Source organism: Croceimicrobium sp. (genome assembly GCF_965228705.1).
Taxonomy (GTDB): domain Bacteria; phylum Bacteroidota; class Bacteroidia; order Flavobacteriales; family Schleiferiaceae; genus Croceimicrobium.
In genome coordinates, this window is sequence record NZ_OZ245832.1 from 280,882 (window position 1) to 297,350 (window position 16,469).

6 protein-coding genes are annotated in these 16,469 nt (G+C 44.4%); 3 read left to right on the forward strand and 3 right to left on the reverse strand.

Annotation, left to right across the window (positions count from 1 at the left end):
• Positions 1–50: 50 nt before the first annotated feature.
• A complete protein-coding gene (locus tag ACO05P_RS01250; protein WP_421752975.1) occupies positions 51–1,382 on the forward strand; it encodes an MATE family efflux transporter in 1,332 nt (443 codons plus the stop codon).
• On the opposite strand, the gene ACO05P_RS01255 is transcribed toward ACO05P_RS01250, so the two are convergent.
• Positions 1,383–7,814 carry a T9SS type A sorting domain-containing protein gene (locus ACO05P_RS01255; RefSeq protein ID WP_421752976.1) on the reverse strand — a complete coding sequence of 2,144 codons (6,432 nt, stop codon included), beginning with the start codon at positions 7,812–7,814 and terminating at the stop codon, positions 1,383–1,385. It lies immediately after the preceding gene.
• 126 nt (positions 7,815–7,940) lie between these two features.
• Between ACO05P_RS01255 and ACO05P_RS01260 the strand changes: the two genes are divergently transcribed.
• Entirely contained in the window at positions 7,941–9,122 is a 1,182-nt protein-coding gene (locus tag ACO05P_RS01260) for a DUF4105 domain-containing protein (RefSeq protein WP_421752977.1), read from the forward strand.
• Here ACO05P_RS01260 and ACO05P_RS01265 read toward each other — a convergent pair.
• Both ACO05P_RS01265 and ACO05P_RS01270 read right to left on the reverse strand, forming a co-directional pair.
• On the reverse strand, positions 9,119–10,189 hold the full coding sequence (locus tag ACO05P_RS01265) for a BamA/TamA family outer membrane protein (protein ID WP_421752978.1): 1,071 nt from the start codon (positions 10,187–10,189) through the stop codon (positions 9,119–9,121). The two genes, ACO05P_RS01260 and ACO05P_RS01265, sit on opposite strands and share 4 nt — an antisense overlap.
• A 54-nt stretch (positions 10,190–10,243) precedes the next feature.
• Positions 10,244–10,528 carry a GNAT family N-acetyltransferase gene (locus tag ACO05P_RS01270; protein ID WP_421752979.1) on the reverse strand — a complete coding sequence of 95 codons (285 nt, stop codon included), beginning with the start codon at positions 10,526–10,528 and terminating at the stop codon, positions 10,244–10,246.
• Positions 10,529–10,840: 312 nt separating this feature from the next.
• Here ACO05P_RS01270 and ACO05P_RS01275 point away from each other — a divergent pair, with 312 nt between their 5' ends.
• The gene (locus ACO05P_RS01275) at positions 10,841–16,423 is read left to right on the forward strand and encodes a fibronectin type III domain-containing protein (RefSeq protein ID WP_421752980.1); all 5,583 of its coding nucleotides are present in this window, start codon (positions 10,841–10,843) and stop codon (positions 16,421–16,423) included.
• Positions 16,424–16,469: the final 46 nt, after the last annotated feature.

Genomic DNA, 16,469 nt, shown 5'->3' on the forward strand with positions numbered 1-16,469 from the left:
CTCTATGGGCGCTACGCAGCTGCTCAAATCGGAGTACCTTCGCGCCGCAAATGGCAAGAGAAAAACAAAACTTTGGAACCGAATCCCTCGGATTATTACTTCGTAAACAAGCCATACCTGCCTCGGTAGGAATTTTGGTAATGTCGGTTTACGGCATTGTGGATACCCTTTTTGTAGGTCGCTTTGTAGGTTCATTAGCCATTGGGGCTATTACTGTAAACCTACCTATAACCTTTCTGATTTCCAGTATTGGTATGGCTATTGGCATTGGTGGCGGATCGGTGCTATCCCGGGCTATGGGCGAGAACAATCATGCTAAGGTGCAGCGAACTTTTGGGAACCAAATTGCCCTTACCCTGAGTCTTTCGATTCTGATTGTACTTACCGCCTATTTTTTACAAATTCCCTTACTGCGTTTATTTGGAGGTAAAGGTGCTGTATTGGAACCGGCCCTGGCTTACTTCCAAATTTTGTTACCCGCTATTCCGGCCTTAGCCTGGTCTATGATGGCCAATAATGTGATCCGGGCAGAGGGATATCCTCGAATTGCCATGTTTACCATGATCATTCCGGCCCTCTCTAATATTATTCTGGATCCCATCTTTATTGTTGGAATGGATATGGGAATTGAAGGTGCCGCTTTGGCCACTTCGATATCCTATGTAGTTGGTGCGATTTTTACGCTTATTTACTTCCTGTTTGGTCCATCGGAAATGAGCTTAAGCTGGAATTGCATTAAGCCTTCCTGGTCTTTAATTAAGGAAATAGGGAAACTGGGATCGGTTACTTTGGCGCGACAAGGCACTATCTCCCTGCTGAGTGTAGTTCTAAACAATTCACTATTTGCATTTGGGGGCGAAATGGCCCTGGCTTCCTATGGTATTGTTAGTCGCTTGCTGATGTTTGTGAATTTCCCGGTTCTGGGCATTACCCAGGGTTATGTGCCCATATTAGGATATAATTATGGCGCCCGTTTATATGAACGAGTTACTCAGATCAGCCGCCTGGCATTTTTCTGGTCGACTGGAATTTCCGTACTGATCTTCATCCTGATCATGACTTTAACCGAACCTTTGGTCCAGGTCTTCACGGCCGATAAGGTTTTAATTGCCATGACGGTCCCCGCTTTGCGTTGGGTATTTGCGGCTAATCCCTTCCTACCAACCTCCTTCCTGGGATCGGCTTATTTCCAGGCTATTGGTCAGGCCCGAAGAGCTTTAATTTTGGCACTGAGCAAACAGGGTTTTTTCCTTATTCCTCTAATCTTAATCCTTCCACATTGGCTGGGAGTAGACGGAATTTGGTGGTCTTTCCCCATTGCAGATATGGGGTCTGCAGCATTGGCCTGGTGGCTCTTATCTAAAAATCCCTATATCCGATAATTAAGGTTTTAGGCTAATTCGATAATTGTAAGGATAGCCTTCTGTTTCGATACTTAGCAAATAAATACCGGCCGCAAAAGAGCGCGTATCGAGGGTTATGGATTTTCCTTTTAATTGCCAGTTGCCAACCGAACGACCGGCCTGATCAAGCAGTTGAACCTTAGCTTCCGTAAAGTTGGCTGCTTCTATCTTTAAGTAATCCTGGGCGGGATTAGGGTAGATTTCGAATTGGGAGGGTACATCTTCATCCAGGCCAATGGGACTGAGATTTCCCGGACTGGCTACATCACCCCCCAGGGAAACATAGGCACCACCTAAACCATTTACCGCCCTATTGCTAAAGCTTCCCAGGCTGTCGAACTCCAAACTGAAGCCACGTAAAACATCGCTTCCCTGATAGGCGCTATAGGCCGCTAAATGCCCTTGCGAATCGAAGAGATGAAGAGCATCGCCCTGCGAACTGAAAGAAGCAAAACCATTGAAATCCCGATCGCGAATTAAAAGAGGGAGATTATTCCCATTTTGCTTCCAGTCGTAGAGCCAGGTTCCCGCAAAGGGAGCTTGCACATCAGCAAGGATGGCCCTTTCACCTGGGGCCAGGCTCCAATTTCCAGTAATGGTATGTGCGCCGCTTTGTCCGTTACTATTATCCCAACTAAAACCATTCAAGCTAATCGGAATATTACCGTAATTATAGATTTCAAACCAATCTCCTTGCACTGGCCAGGCCAGGCCAGAATAAGGCATAATTTCACTGATGCAGATATCTATGGAGTTAATAGGAGTGAAGTCGCTATAGAAACGTGGACGGATATAATAACCCTCGTTATAAGGTAGACTGGGGTCATTTTGACTTAATATGCCGGTCACTTCAAAGTTTCCGTTCATAGCACTTTGTCCATCAATATCCGTATCGGCATCAATGTGCAAACTCAGTGTATCTGGTCCATTGGTCATCAATAGGCTTGCAGAATTGCCATTGCTGGGCCAATTGGCGGGATTTACAAAATGGTAGGGACCCAATTTTATTATTTGGCTTTCTTCGCTTTCGCGATATGTGTTTACCAGAATGGGATTAGCCAAAGGCTTATTACTGCTGATCCACTTTAAACTATCAGCCTCTAAAGTGAGTAGTCCATTGTACTGAGCAATTTGCCCGATAAATACCACAGAATCACCTAGGCTGGGACTGGAGTAGCCATTAAGGTCCACTGTACTGCTAATGTGCAAGGCATTTGCTCCATCCACAATATGGAAGTCATATCCAGGCCCACCTTTAAAATCAATGCTATTTAGAACCCCGCTTAATCGACAGTATAGCCCAATGGAGTCCGCTACCCCATTAGCCTGTTGGGAGGATATATCCGCTATGGAATAGTTCGGAATGCTGGGAATGTCATTGTCGTTTATACTCACCAAAAGGCTGGCTGGGCTGCCAATTTGCAAGAGACCCTGACTACTTCCTTGCAGTTGGAAGCTGATTTGCTCGGTGTTTTCCACTAACAGATCATCTACAATTTGAAGATCGAAGTAAAGGGTGTCCGAATTCGCTGGAATAGAAAGGAAAAGACTATCGTTAGTAGCCAGAGGTGAAGTGCTAAAGTCAGAATTGTTCACTCCGATTCCTTTGGAGATCAGTATTAAAGCGGTATCAGCACTGGTATTGCTCGGACTAAGAATCAATGCAATAGGCGTGATGCCACTGGCTTCTCCTAAAATGAGATTGGCCAGGTCAAATCGAATTCCCGGACTGGGAGGAGGGGCCAGGCAGGCGCCAGCGGTGTCACTATGAAAGCAACGAACAGCGATTAAGGTATCCGAATTGAAGTTCACCATCTTGTTGCCCCCAGTCTCCCAATTGGTTCCATTGCCATTATGAAAACGAGCTTTGTATTCTAAAATGGGTTCCGGTGCATAAATGGTGTAATCATAAACCAAATCACCATCTGGGTCAGTCATCAAATAACTGAGGTTTAGATTGGGGCTCCAATTGTTGAAAGGCCCTGCAATATCTACTGAATCACTTAAGGGATTAAAACCCGAGACATAGTTCATATCTACTTGCAGAGTGACGTAGAAAGTGTCAATTACCGGACTGCAGGCACCCAGAAAGTCACTATTAAAACAGCGCACTGGCACCACCGTATCTTTATTGAAATTCACAATCTTATTACTGCCTTGCTCCCAATTTGTAATACCATTGGAGTGAAAACGGGTTTTATATTCCAAAAGAGGTTCGGCAAAAGCAAATTGACCGGTGTAAACCAGATCACCATCCGGATCACTCAATTGATAGTTGGGATCATAAGCGCCATTCCAGTTACTAAAAAAGCCAGCGATATCAACAAAGTCAACTGCTGGATTAAAGCCAGGCTCCGCAGATAAATCGACATTTAAAGTGACATTGAAGGTATCGGGAATGTTCGGACAAAGACCTAGAGTATCGGAACCAAAACATCGTACGGCAATGGTAGTGTCTGACCAGAAAGTGACGGACTTATCCAATCCGGGTTCCCAGTTCACGCCATTGGCATTGTGAAAACGGATTTTGTAATCGAGGGTAGAATCAGGCAGGTATAAAGTGATTTCCCAAATGCTGTCGGTATTGGCATCAAAGAGGGCGTAAGCAGCATTATAGTTCGGATCCCAATTCGTAAAAGCGGCAGCCAAATCGATGGAGTCCAAAGTGGGATTAAAATCCTTTTCATTGCTGAGATCCACCTGCAGAGTCACATAGAAGGAATCAATTTGGGCCGGGCAGTTACCGAGAGTATCGCTGCTGAAACAACGCACTGGAACCACTGTGTCAGCCCCAAAGTTGATAATCTTATTGCCGCCTTGTTCCCAATTGGTAATGCCACCGGAATGGAAGCGAGCTTTGTATTCTAATATTGGTTCAGCAAAGGCAAACTGAGCAGTGTAGATCAGATCATTATCGGGATCGCTTAAAGCATAGTTTGCATTGTAATTAGGATCCCAATTGCTAAAAGGACCGGCGATGTCTACGTGATCAGTCGTTGGATCAAAACCAGCTTCCGCGGATAGGTCCACTTGCACGGTCACATTAAAAGTATCGGGAATGTTCGGACAAAGCCCCAAGGTATCAGAGCCAAAACAACGCACGGCAATGGTAGTGTCTGACCAGAAAGTGACAGACTTATCCAAGCCGGGTTCCCAATTCACACCATTGGCATTATGAAAACGGATTTTGTAATCGAGGGTAGAATCAGGGAGGTATAAAGTAATCTCCCAAATGCTATCGGTATTGGCATCGGAGAGGGCATAGGTAGCATCATAATTAGGGTCCCAATTCGTAAAACTTGCGGCCAAGTCGATGGAGTCCAATGCAGGATTAAAGTCCTTTTCATTGCTGAGGTCGACCTGCAGAGTCACATAAAAGGAATCGATTTGAGCAGGGCAGTTCCCTAGGGTATCGCTGCTGAAACAACGCACGGGAACTACCGTATCAGCCCCAAAGTTGATAATCTTATTGCCGCCTTGTTCCCAATTGGTAATGCCACCAGTATGGAAGCGAGCTTTGTACTCTAATATTGGTTCAGCAAAGGCAAACTGAGCAGTGTAGATCAGATCATTATCAGGATCGCTTAAAGCATAGTTTGCATTGTAATTAGGATCCCAATTGCTAAAAGCACCAGCGATGTCTACTTGATCAGTCGTTGGATCAAAACCAGCTTCCGCGGATAGGTCCACTTGCACGGTCACATTAAAAGTATCGGGAATGTTCGGACAAAGCCCCAAGGTATCAGAGCCAAAACAACGCACGGCAATGGTAGTGTCTGACCAGAAAGTGACCGACTTATCCAATCCGGGTTCCCAGTTTACCCCATTGGCATTATGAAAACGGATTTTGTAGTCGAGGGTAGAATCAGGGAGGTATAAAGTAATCACCCAGATGCTGTCGGTATTGGCATCGGAGAGGGCATAGGTAGCATCATAATTAGGATCCCAATTCGTAAAATCGGCGGCCAAATCGATGGAGTCCAATGCAGGATTAAAATCCTTTTCATTGCTGAGATCCACCTGCAGAGTCACATAAAAGGAGTCGATTTGAGCAGGGCAGTTCCCCAGGGTATCGCTGCTAAAACAACGTACCGGAACTACAGTATCTCCGCTGAAATTGACCGTCTTATTACCACCCTGTTCCCAATTGGTGATGCCACCGGCATGGAAGCGAGCTTTGTATTCTAATAGCGGTTCAGGAAAGGCAAACTGAGCAGTGTAGATCAGATCATTATCGGGGTCGCTCAATTGATAAGAGGTATTAAAAGCCGGATCCCAATTACTAAAAGTACCGGCGATGTCTACTTGATCAGTCGTTGGATCAAAACCAGCTTCCGCGGATAGGTCCACTTGCACGGTCACATTGAAAGTATCGGGAATGTTCGGACAAAGACCTAGGGTATCAGAGCCAAAACATCGTACGGCAATGGTAGTGTCTGACCAGAAAGTGACGGACTTATCCAAGCCGGGTTCCCAGTTCACGCCATTGGCATTGTGAAAACGGATTTTGTAGTCGAGGGTAGAATCAGGCAGGTATAAAGTGATCTCCCAAATGCTATCGGTATTGGCGTCGGAAAGGGAGTAGGTAGCATCATAATTAGGATCCCAATTGGTGAAATCGGCGGCCAAATCGATGGAGTCCAAAGTGGGGTTAAAGTCCTTTTCATTGCTGAGATCCACCTGTAAAGTCACATAAAAGGAGTCGATTTGAGCAGGGCAGTTCCCCAGGGTATCGCTGCTAAAGCAGCGCAGGGGCACAATGGTGTCTTTAGAAAAGTTCACCGTCTTATTGCCACCCTGTTCCCAATTGGTGATGCCACCGGCATGGAAGCGAGCTTTGTATTCTAATAGCGGTTCAGGAAAGGCAAACTGAGCGGTGTAGATCAGATCATTATCGGGATCGCTTAAAGCATAGTTTGCATCGTAATTAGGATCCCAATTACTAAAAGCACCGGCGATATCAACTTGATCAGTCGTTGGATCAAAACCAGCTTCCGCGGAGAGGTCCACTTGCACGGTCACATTAAAAGTATCGGGAATGTTCGGACAAAGGCCCAAAGAATCAGAACCAAAACAACGCACGGCAATGGTAGTGTCAGACCAGAAAGTGACAGACTTATCCAAGCCGGGTTCCCAGTTTACGCCATTCGCATTGTGAAAACGGATTTTGTAATCGAGGGTAGAATCAGGCAGGAATAAAGTGATCTCCCAGATGCTGTCGGTATTAGCGTCGGAGAGGGCATAAGCTGCATTATAGTTCGGATCCCAATTCGTAAAATCGGCGGCCAAGTCGATGGAGTCCAAAGTGGGATTAAAATCCTTTTCATTGCTGAGATCCACCTGTAAAGTCACATAGAAGGAATCGATTTGAGCAGGGCAGTTCCCTAGGGTATCGCTGCTGAAACAACGAACTGGAACCACTGTGTCAGCCCCAAAGTTTACAATCTTATTGCCACCCTGTTCCCAATTGGTGATGCCACCGGCATGGAAGCGAGCTTTGTATTCTAATAGCGGTTCAGGAAAGGCAAACTGAGCAGTGTAGATCAGATCATTGTCGGGGTCGCTCAATTGATAAGAGGTATTAAAAGCCGGATCCCAATTGCTAAAAGGACCGGCGATGTCAACTTGATCAGTCGCTGGATTAAAGGTACTGTCTGCATTCATGTCAATTTGAATGCTCACATTAAAGGTATCGGGTGGACTAGGGCAGGCGCCAAAAGCGTCTGCATTGAAGCAGCGTTGAGCTAAAATCGAATCCCGATCAAAACTTACTTGCTTATTATTTCCGGTTTCCCATTGGGTACCGCCACCATTATGGTAGCGTGCTTTATATTCTAAAAGGCCTTCCTCCAAATAAAAAGTACCACTGTAAATACCATCCCCATCCGGGTCGCTCAAATTGTAATTTGGATCATAGTTAGCACTCCAGCCATTGAAAGGCCCCGCAATATCAACCGAGTCAATTCCGGCATTGAAGTTTGCTTCTTGATTCATATCCAGCTGAAAGCTAAGATTGAAACTATCTGGAGCACATTGACAGAGCGTGTAGCAAATTTCAATGAGGGTATCAGAACTGAGGCTTAAACCTCGATTCCCATTAAAGGCGCAAGCACCGGGAATACTTTCATCACTCCCCCATGAATTACCATTGATAAATTTGTATTCATAATTCCCATCTGGAATATTAACGGTAACTGAGTAAACCGAACTTCCCAATGAAGTTAAAGCTGTACTGGAAGGATCCCAGTTCGAAGGAAAGCCCGCAGCTTGTTGGAAATCTCCAGCGATATGAATTCCATTCGCACTAGGACTAAAGCCATTGAGATCGAGTCGGAATTCTACATTTCTGTTTTGAGCTTGCAGGCCCAAGATCAGACAGCACAGTCCAAATAGGAGGATAGATTTTTTCATTAGTAGCTTTATTAGTGTAAAACTTACACTTATGACTCAAAAGTAGTAACATTTTTCTAAAGATTTGATAAACATGAGGTTTGGAATCTCAATTTTGCGAAGAGGAAAATGCCGTAATTTCCGCCCATGAAGCGAATCCTTTTCTTGATCCTCCTGTCCAGTCAGCTGCTTTCAGCCCAAAGGCCCTTAAGTTCCAGTGCTGAAATAAGTCTGATTACTTGTGGTCCGGGACAGAACGAATTGTACTCTGCATTCGGGCATTCGGCAGTGCGCGTAAAGGACCCGGCTCAAAATATAGATTGGGTATTTAATTATGGGATTTTCGATTTCGATCAACCCAATTTCTATCTCAATTTCGCTCGGGGTCACTTATTATATATGTTGGCCTTAACCGATTGGCAGCGTTTTCAATATTCTTATCAGCGGGAAGGACGTTTCATTCATGAGCAGGTTTTGGATTTGGATAGCCTTCAGGCTCAAGCCTATTTTGAATTTTTGTGGAATAATGCTCGACCAGAGAATCGTGATTATTATTATGATTACTTCTATGATAATTGTGCCACCCGGGTGCGCGATGGATTGGAAATCGCACTTGGCTCAAAGTATGTACAGTTTAGCGATTCTACCTTTTATCAGCCTGCCTTAAGCATCCGCGAATTATGCGATGAATACTTGGTGTACCAAGCCTGGGGTGATTTAGGGATTGACCTATGCTTGGGTTTGCCCATGGACAAGCAAGCCGATGCTCGTATCGAAATGTTTTTACCGGATCTTTTAGAGGCGGCTTTCGCCGAAGCTGTCATTATTGATGCGCAGGGAACAAGACCATTGGTTCGGGAAAGCAGGGTGGTTTATCCCCAAGTGGCTAAAGCTCAAAAATCCTGGTGGCGACCACTTAGCTTTTTTGCCGCCCTCTTAGTTTTAGGGATAATCCTCAGCTGGCGGTTCTATAAAAATGCAAAGGCCCTTCGTTTTTTTGATGGTTTCCTTTTTGCGCTCAGCGGACTACTGGGATTACTTCTTTTATTATTATGGTTGTTTACGGATCATAAAGCGGCAGCTTATAATTTTAATATTCTCTTATTTCTGCCAAGCCATTTGCTTTTAGTCCCGGCCATTCTGCGCGGTAGGCTAGCTGGGCGATTACAGAATTATCTGAAGCTATTGCCTGTTTTTTATGCCCTTCTTGCTATTAGCTGGTTTTGGTTACCACAGCAATTACATCTTGGATTGTATCCTTTAGCCTTGCTTTTACTCTTGCGCAGCTGGCATTTATCTCGTCAAGCTTTGAATACTAAAAAGGCTTAGAAAGCTTCACCAATAAAGAAGTAGAATCCCGGACCCTCTTCCGTTAGGGCAAAGTCCAGGCGAGTATAAATGTCTTTTTGAGGAAAGATCAGAAAGCGCAGACCAGCACCACCTGCTAGTTTAAAGTCATCCAGTTTGAGATCCTCCCAATGGGGGTAAACCTGGCCGGCCGCCAGAAAAAAGGAAGCGCCCCATCGCTTGGAAAATGCAAAGGGTAGGATTCGATATTCACTTTGCAAGGCCAGCAGATTCTGATCCCGGAAACGGCCATAGTAATAGCCACGCATCATACTTTCACCTCCCATTAATGAGAGCATGTGAAAGGGAGCATTGCCATTTACAAACTGACCTAAAATTTGATTGGCCCAAACCTGATTGGAGGCAGTAGTTCGGAAATAGCGACTATCAATTAAGAAACTGGTGAAATTAAATTCAGAGCCCCAATAGGGATTATAGTGCAGAAAACTTAACTCCGTGAAGTTTCCATCGCGAACATTGAGCACATTTTGCCGATCGTCGTAAACTGCAGACAATCCCAAACCTAGATTGAAGGATCCATCAGAACCTGCCGGAGGGGGATAATTTTGGTCACTTTGATTAATGAAATTACTCCGACTCAAATTTTGAAGATCAAAGTAAACCCCACCATAAAGGGAACCTTGAATTTGCTTTAAAAAGTGTTCCTTCCATAAGAGGTATTGGGCATCTACCAGGGCCAGGGGCTCTGCAGGCGTTTTTTTTCCAATACCATGGTAAAAGAGTGGAAAGGATTGATAGCGAAGGCGACCTAAGAACATATAGCGATCGCGATCGCCATAATTGGCATGATCGAGCCAAAGACCATATTGATGTTCCAGGGTATAAAAGGTAAAGGCATTAAACTCCGAAAGACGATTTTCGGGATTGCCTTTAGCGTAATAAAGATAAAGCGAGCTAAAACCGAACTCCCATGAGGTTTCGGGAGCAAAAGCCAGAGTGGGGTAGATGATAAAACTCGGACTACCATCGTTAGATTCTTCCTTGGTTAGGCTTTCCCAGTAACGACTCCAAAAATTTTGAGCCTTCATCGGGTTTAGATAAAGGCTCAAGAATATAAGAATAACAAGCTTTTTCAAAGGCAATTATAAATGGATGCCTACCGGTAAAAGGGATTTTAATTCGGGGTGACCTTTAAAATAATCCTTCACAAAACGGGTCATAGGAACCACCCGCATGCCGGTCTCTTCAATCATTTTTAAGGTGATGCCCAGCATTTCTTCTGCACGGCCATCTTCTAGGAATTTTTTGGGGAAATCAACCCGGGTAAGGAAGTATTTGCGTTCTTGAATTTGATACTCAATAATAGCGAGCCTTTCCCCAACGCGAACTTCAAAATGCCGCATTTCTTGATTATCAATAACTTCCATGGAATCTGTTTTGAGCTGTAAAGTTACAATTTATTCAGCTTTCCATCTGCTTTCTAAAATGAAGTCTTTCTTAAGTACAGCAAGCTTCTCTTGAATTATTCCCTCTCCCAATAGTTTTCAAATTGCCCAATGAGACATAACGAAGAAATAATACAGAAATTATAATGATTCTAAATATCATTAATACCTGATTAACAGTCTTTTAATTAGGTTATAAATAATTGTTATCAACATTTAGGGCCTTCCGCATTCTTAAGCATTTTCAGAATAAACTTGAATCTATACATTAGTGGTGCGAATAAATACTTTATTATGAGACACGTAGTACTATCTCTTTTCCTTACGATGTCTTGGCTTTTCTCTGTAGGTCAAGGCACGATTACAACGAGTCCGCCATTGACTCCAAACAATGGCTCTACAGGTATATCCTTGCGGGTAGAAGCTTCTTCCCCTATTGAGATTACCGGCTTAACCAATGTTTTTACCACGGGTGCCACTAGCGCGACTGTTTGGGTTCGTCAAGGCGGGGTAACTCCCGGAGGAACTCCAAACGTTTCTACTGCGAATGGTTGGACTCAGGTGGTGGTAAATGCTCCAATTACTGGCGCAAACAGTACCGCATTGAATAACATTCCCTTTGGTGGGGTAAAGATTCCCGTTCCTTCTGGAGGATCAATCGGTATATTTATTGAAGGTACCTCAGGAACTTCACGTTATCAAACCGGAACGGCTTCTGATCAGGTGATTTTCACCGACGGAACCATGACCGTAAACCTCGCGGATTCTGTGGCTTACGGCGGACCAGCCGCTAGTCCAACGAACAATCCCCGTCGTTTTGTTGGCTCTGTAACCTATGCATTGTCTGTAACCGGTAACTGTACTCCTTTTACCGGATTTGCCATTGACAGTATTAGTGGTACTGCCGCTAAAGTGAATTGGACTCCTGGAACCGGAAACACCGGTTATAAATTGGAGTATGGCGTAACGGGTTTTACTCCAGGAACTGGTACCGTAATTAGCGGTACTTATCCAACAAGTCCTGTTACTCCTCCGGTAATTATTACTGGTTTGAGTGCCAGCACTACTTATGACGTATACTTTGAAGAGTATTGTAATACCGGAACCGATACCGTTGGTTTCCCAACTCCACAAAGCTTTACCACTACTAAATTATGTGGTGCACCTACGGGCTTTGCTGAATCTAACCTTAGTTCTAACTCTGTAGATGTAAACTGGTCTCAGGCCGGTTCGTATACCGAGGCATGGGTAATGTGGGGTCCTGCTGGAACTGCCCCTGGTAGCACTGGATGGAATGTAGACACCATTATGTCTCCTACCATGACTTATACTGTTTCGGGTTTAAGTCCATCTACCGGATACGATATCTATTTAGCGACCAATTGTGGTGGTGGAAATGGCGTTTCAGATACGGTAGGTCCAATTCAAATTGTAACTCCAATTCAAGGCCCTCAAGGTTTGAATTGTACCACGGGTCAGCCCGGATTAATCTTCCAGGATGATTTTGAAACACAAGTAGGCTGGACCGGAGATTTCGGTACCGGAACCACTGCTTCAAACTGGAACTACCACTCAGGTCCAACTGGATCTACTGCTACTGGTCCAACTGGTGCACATAGTGGTACTAATTATCTTTATACTGAGGTATCTGGAACGGCTTCCGGAACTCATATTGAAGCCATATCCCCAAGAATTGACTTGAGCTCTTCTTTTAATAATGCTGAGCTTTCTTTCTGGTTACATGCTTATGGTTCTAACATCGATACCATTAAAGTTCAGGTTGGCGGTTCAGCTACTGGCCCCTGGAATACCGTATTTACACGAGTAGGACAGGTACAAACGGCTAATGCTGATCCCTGGCAACAAGTTGGTGTAAACCTTGATTCTTATGTTGGTTCTGCTATTTACATTCGTTTCTTGGTTATTCACGGTACCAGTTTTAATGGTGACGTATCTATCGACTTGGTAGAAGTTAACTCTTGTCAGACTTGTCCTTTCCCAGGAACTCCAACTTTGACTTATATCTCTAGCGATTCAGCGGCATTTAGCTGGAGTGGTGCAGGATATGACTACGATGTAAACTGGGGACCTAAAGGGTTTACTCAAGGTTCCGCTTCTGCTGTATATGACAGTACCACTACCAATAGCGTTGGTATTGGTGGTTTAAGTGGAAATACTGCTTATGACTTATACATCCGTAATGATTGCTCGGATTCAGCCAATGGAACCAGTGGATGGGTAGGTCCAGTTACCTTCGTAACCTTATGTAATGCTTTAACAGCACCTTATTATAATGGATTCGATACGGATTCTATTGATCAGGCTCCTATCTGTTGGGATAATGTGATCATTGGTGGAACCAGTCCAACATTACCTAATGCGGATGTTGAGGTACCTAGTACTACTTATCCTCCAATATCCTCGCCCAATGTGGTTCGTTTCTACAACTACAACACCGATACCATTTGGTTGATTTCACCAGAATTCTCTGATATGCCTGTAGGGGATAAGCGAATTAACTTCTTCGCTATGACCACCACTACCGCAACTGGAAATACTCTGGAGATCGGAACCTTGACTTCTATTAGCGACCGCTCTACTTATACTCCTATTGATACCGTTACTTTAACGAATAGCTATCAACAGTTCTTCGTAGACTTAACTACTGCTAATAATTACAATGGAACCGATACCTATGTAGTGTTGAATCACATCGGTCCTGATTTCCGTACTTATTACATCGACGAGTTTAACTATGAAGTTATTCCAGCTTGTGCACCTCCATTGGTAACTAGTTTAGGTGTAAGCGGTGTAGGTCCTACTACAGCCAATACCTTCTGGGGTAGCGGTTCTGATGGTGATAAGACTTATATTGAATGGGGTACTCCCGGCTTTACGCCTGGCTCAGGTGTATTTGTAGATTCTGTTCCTGGAACTACTGATAATTACATGATTCAAGGTTTAGCAGCTCAAACAACTTATGAGTTCTATATTCAAGATTCTTGTTTAACTGATGGTTTAAGCCCATGGGTAGGTCCATTTACTTTTACCACAGCGTGTAACATTATTTCTGCTCCAATCTTTGAAGATTTTGACGGATCTAGCTGGACTGCAAGTGGTAATAATGCCGGTAACATTTTAGATCCATGTTGGAGCTCTGACCCTGACGTAAGCAATGGTGGAGAGCCCTTTAAATGGATTCCACGTTCTACCGGTCCTAGTAGTGGTAATGGCCCATTGAATGACGTAACCGGTGGTAACTTTATGTATGTAGAAGCCTCTGGATCTGCAGTGGGTGATACTGCATATTTATATACTCCTATTGTTGATGTTAGCACTCTAACTGCACCAGCATTATACTTCTTCCAACACCGATTCTATACAACTAGCAATCCTCCAGCGGATATGAACATTGAGGTAACCAATGATTATGGTGCTACCTGGACCAATGTGTATTCAATTACTGGAAATACTCAAAACTCCAGCTCTGATCCCTGGGTTGATGAATTGGTGAACTTGCCTCAATTTGCAGGGGATACTATTCAAATCCGTTTTGTTCAAGTTGGTGTAGGATGTTGTGGTGATGCGGCCATTGATTCGGTTGCGATCGCTGAAGCTCCTTCTTGTCCTGATCCAGCCAATGTTCAGGCCAATAATATCACAGATACATCTGCCGTATTAAGCTGGGTAAGTGCCTTAAGCTCTAATACCAATCAAGTTTGGATCGGACCTCGTGGTTTCTATCAAGGAACTACCACTACTACTGGTACTCAAGTATTGGTAAATGCGGATTCTTTAGTATTGGATACCTTAAGTCCGGCTTCTTGCTGGGAGTTCTTAGTTCGTTCTGCTTGTGGACCTGGCGACAGTTCTGCCTGGATCGGACCAATTGAGTTCTGTACCAATGCATGTAAGCCTAGCGAGCAATGCTGGTTCCCAGTAGATCTTGAAGATACCTTCGGTGACGGATGGAATGGTGGTATTGTAACCGTTGTTCAGAATGGTGTGCCCGTAGGAGATCTTGGATTAAGCTTTACTACCGGAAACTTGTATCAAGATTCAATTCTGTTATGTGATCTTCAGAATACCGTATTTGTACTTTCCACTGCTGGTGGATGGCCTTCAGAAATTGGTATTACTGTGTATGCCCCTTATGGTGGTCAAATTGGTCAATACGTAGCAAATGGTAGTACTTCAGCGGGTGATACTTTGGTATCGGTGACTGCTCAGTGTACGCCTCCTACTTGTCCACAACCTACTAACCTGGTGGTGAATAGTGTAACTGGTACTACTGCGAATGTGGGTTGGACTGCAGGTGGTTCTGGATCCGCTTGGGAAGTAGAATACAGCACTGGTAACTTCTTGCCTGGTGCGGGTACTCGCGTTTCAGCTCCAAGCAATCCATTTACCATTAATAGCCTAAGTGGTTCTACTAACTATAATTATTATGTACGTGAAATCTGCGGTCCGGGAGATACCTCTGTATGGTCTGGTCCAATGAGCTTCACTACAGCTTGTATTACCGTAATGGCTCCTTACTTCACTGACTTCGAAACTATTCCAATCGGATTAGGTACTGGAACACCTGCAACTTGGGGTAACTGCTGGTATGCAGAAACCTTAAATGGTGCTACCGTACGTTGGGAGTCTGAAGATGCAACAGGTTCAAATGAGAACTCTACTGGTACAGGTCCTTTCACTGATGCTACTATGCATCCCGCAGCTGGAGGTACCTATATGTATATTGAGACTTCTACCTCTGGAACTGGCCCTGCGGAGTTAACTTCTCCAATGATTGACTTCAGTACCTTGAATCAACCAGAATTGAGCTTTGCTTACCACATGTTTGGAGCAACCATCAATAAATTGGTTATTCAGGCTGAGGATATTAATGGTAACCGTATTGCCATCGATAGCTTGATCGGTCAGCAGCAAACGGCTCAGGCAGACAGCTTCTTTATCCATACAATTGATTTGAGCACCTTGCCTCAAACCACCTATGCCTTCGTATTCCAAGGATTCCGTGGTACTTCATTTACTGGTGATATCTCTATTGATGATGTTCGAGTGGATGAACCAGGTGGTTCAAGCTGTGCCTCTCCATTGAATGCAATGGCTACTGCTAATGTAGGATGTGATAGTGTGGAAGTAGACTGGACTTCAGGAACCGGCGGTTCTATTATTGAGTACGGTCCTGCTGGCTTTACTCCTGGTACCGGAACCTTTACCAATGTGGTAACTGCTCCTTATACCATTTACGGATTAAGCCCAGGTACTGCTTATGATGTATGGGTAGCTGATACTTGTTCTGGTGATACCAGTGCTTATGCACCGATTAATGTTACTACTGCCAGCGGTCCACTTCCAGTGGCGGCCATTGGCTCTGTTAGTGACACCATCATGGGTAACCAGTTTATTGTTTATCTGGATGCTGCAGGTTCTAGCAATGCGACCAGTTACACCTGGGACTTTGGTAATGGTGTAACCGGAAGCGGACAGATGGATACCGTAGTATTCTTAGGAAACGGCACCTATACTGTAGTACTTACTGCAACTAATGGTTGTGGTAGCGATACCGCCAGCTATGAGGTATACGTGAATATTGGTCTGGATGAAAATCCATTGGCTAATAACCTAAACGTATTCCCTAACCCTGCTAACCATAAGGTTAATATCAGCTTCCGCGAAGTAGGAAGTGGTGATGTACAGATCCGTTTACGCGACGCTCAAGGTCGTGAGGTAATGTTCATCAATGACCGTATGCAAAGCGGAGTTTACAGTAAAGATTTAGATGTTAGCAACTTAGCCAGAGGCATGTACATGGTAGAGGTGAAGTCCGGTGGACTTACAGCTCATCGTCGCCTTAGCATTCGCTAATCATCCTTAAATACTTGGATTTCAACCCCGGCCTCGTGCCGGGGTT

Coding starts and splice junctions, on each gene's coding strand:
- ACO05P_RS01250 (WP_421752975.1), top strand. CDS start 51: ATGGCAAGAGAAAAACAAAACTTTGGAACCGAATCCCTCGGATTATTA.
- ACO05P_RS01255 (WP_421752976.1), bottom strand. CDS start 7,814: ATGAAAAAATCTATCCTCCTATTTGGACTGTGCTGTCTGATCTTGGGC.
- ACO05P_RS01260 (WP_421752977.1), top strand. CDS start 7,941: ATGAAGCGAATCCTTTTCTTGATCCTCCTGTCCAGTCAGCTGCTTTCA.
- ACO05P_RS01265 (WP_421752978.1), bottom strand. CDS start 10,189: ATGAAGGCTCAAAATTTTTGGAGTCGTTACTGGGAAAGCCTAACCAAG.
- ACO05P_RS01270 (WP_421752979.1), bottom strand. CDS start 10,528: ATGGAAGTTATTGATAATCAAGAAATGCGGCATTTTGAAGTTCGCGTT.
- ACO05P_RS01275 (WP_421752980.1), top strand. CDS start 10,841: ATGAGACACGTAGTACTATCTCTTTTCCTTACGATGTCTTGGCTTTTC.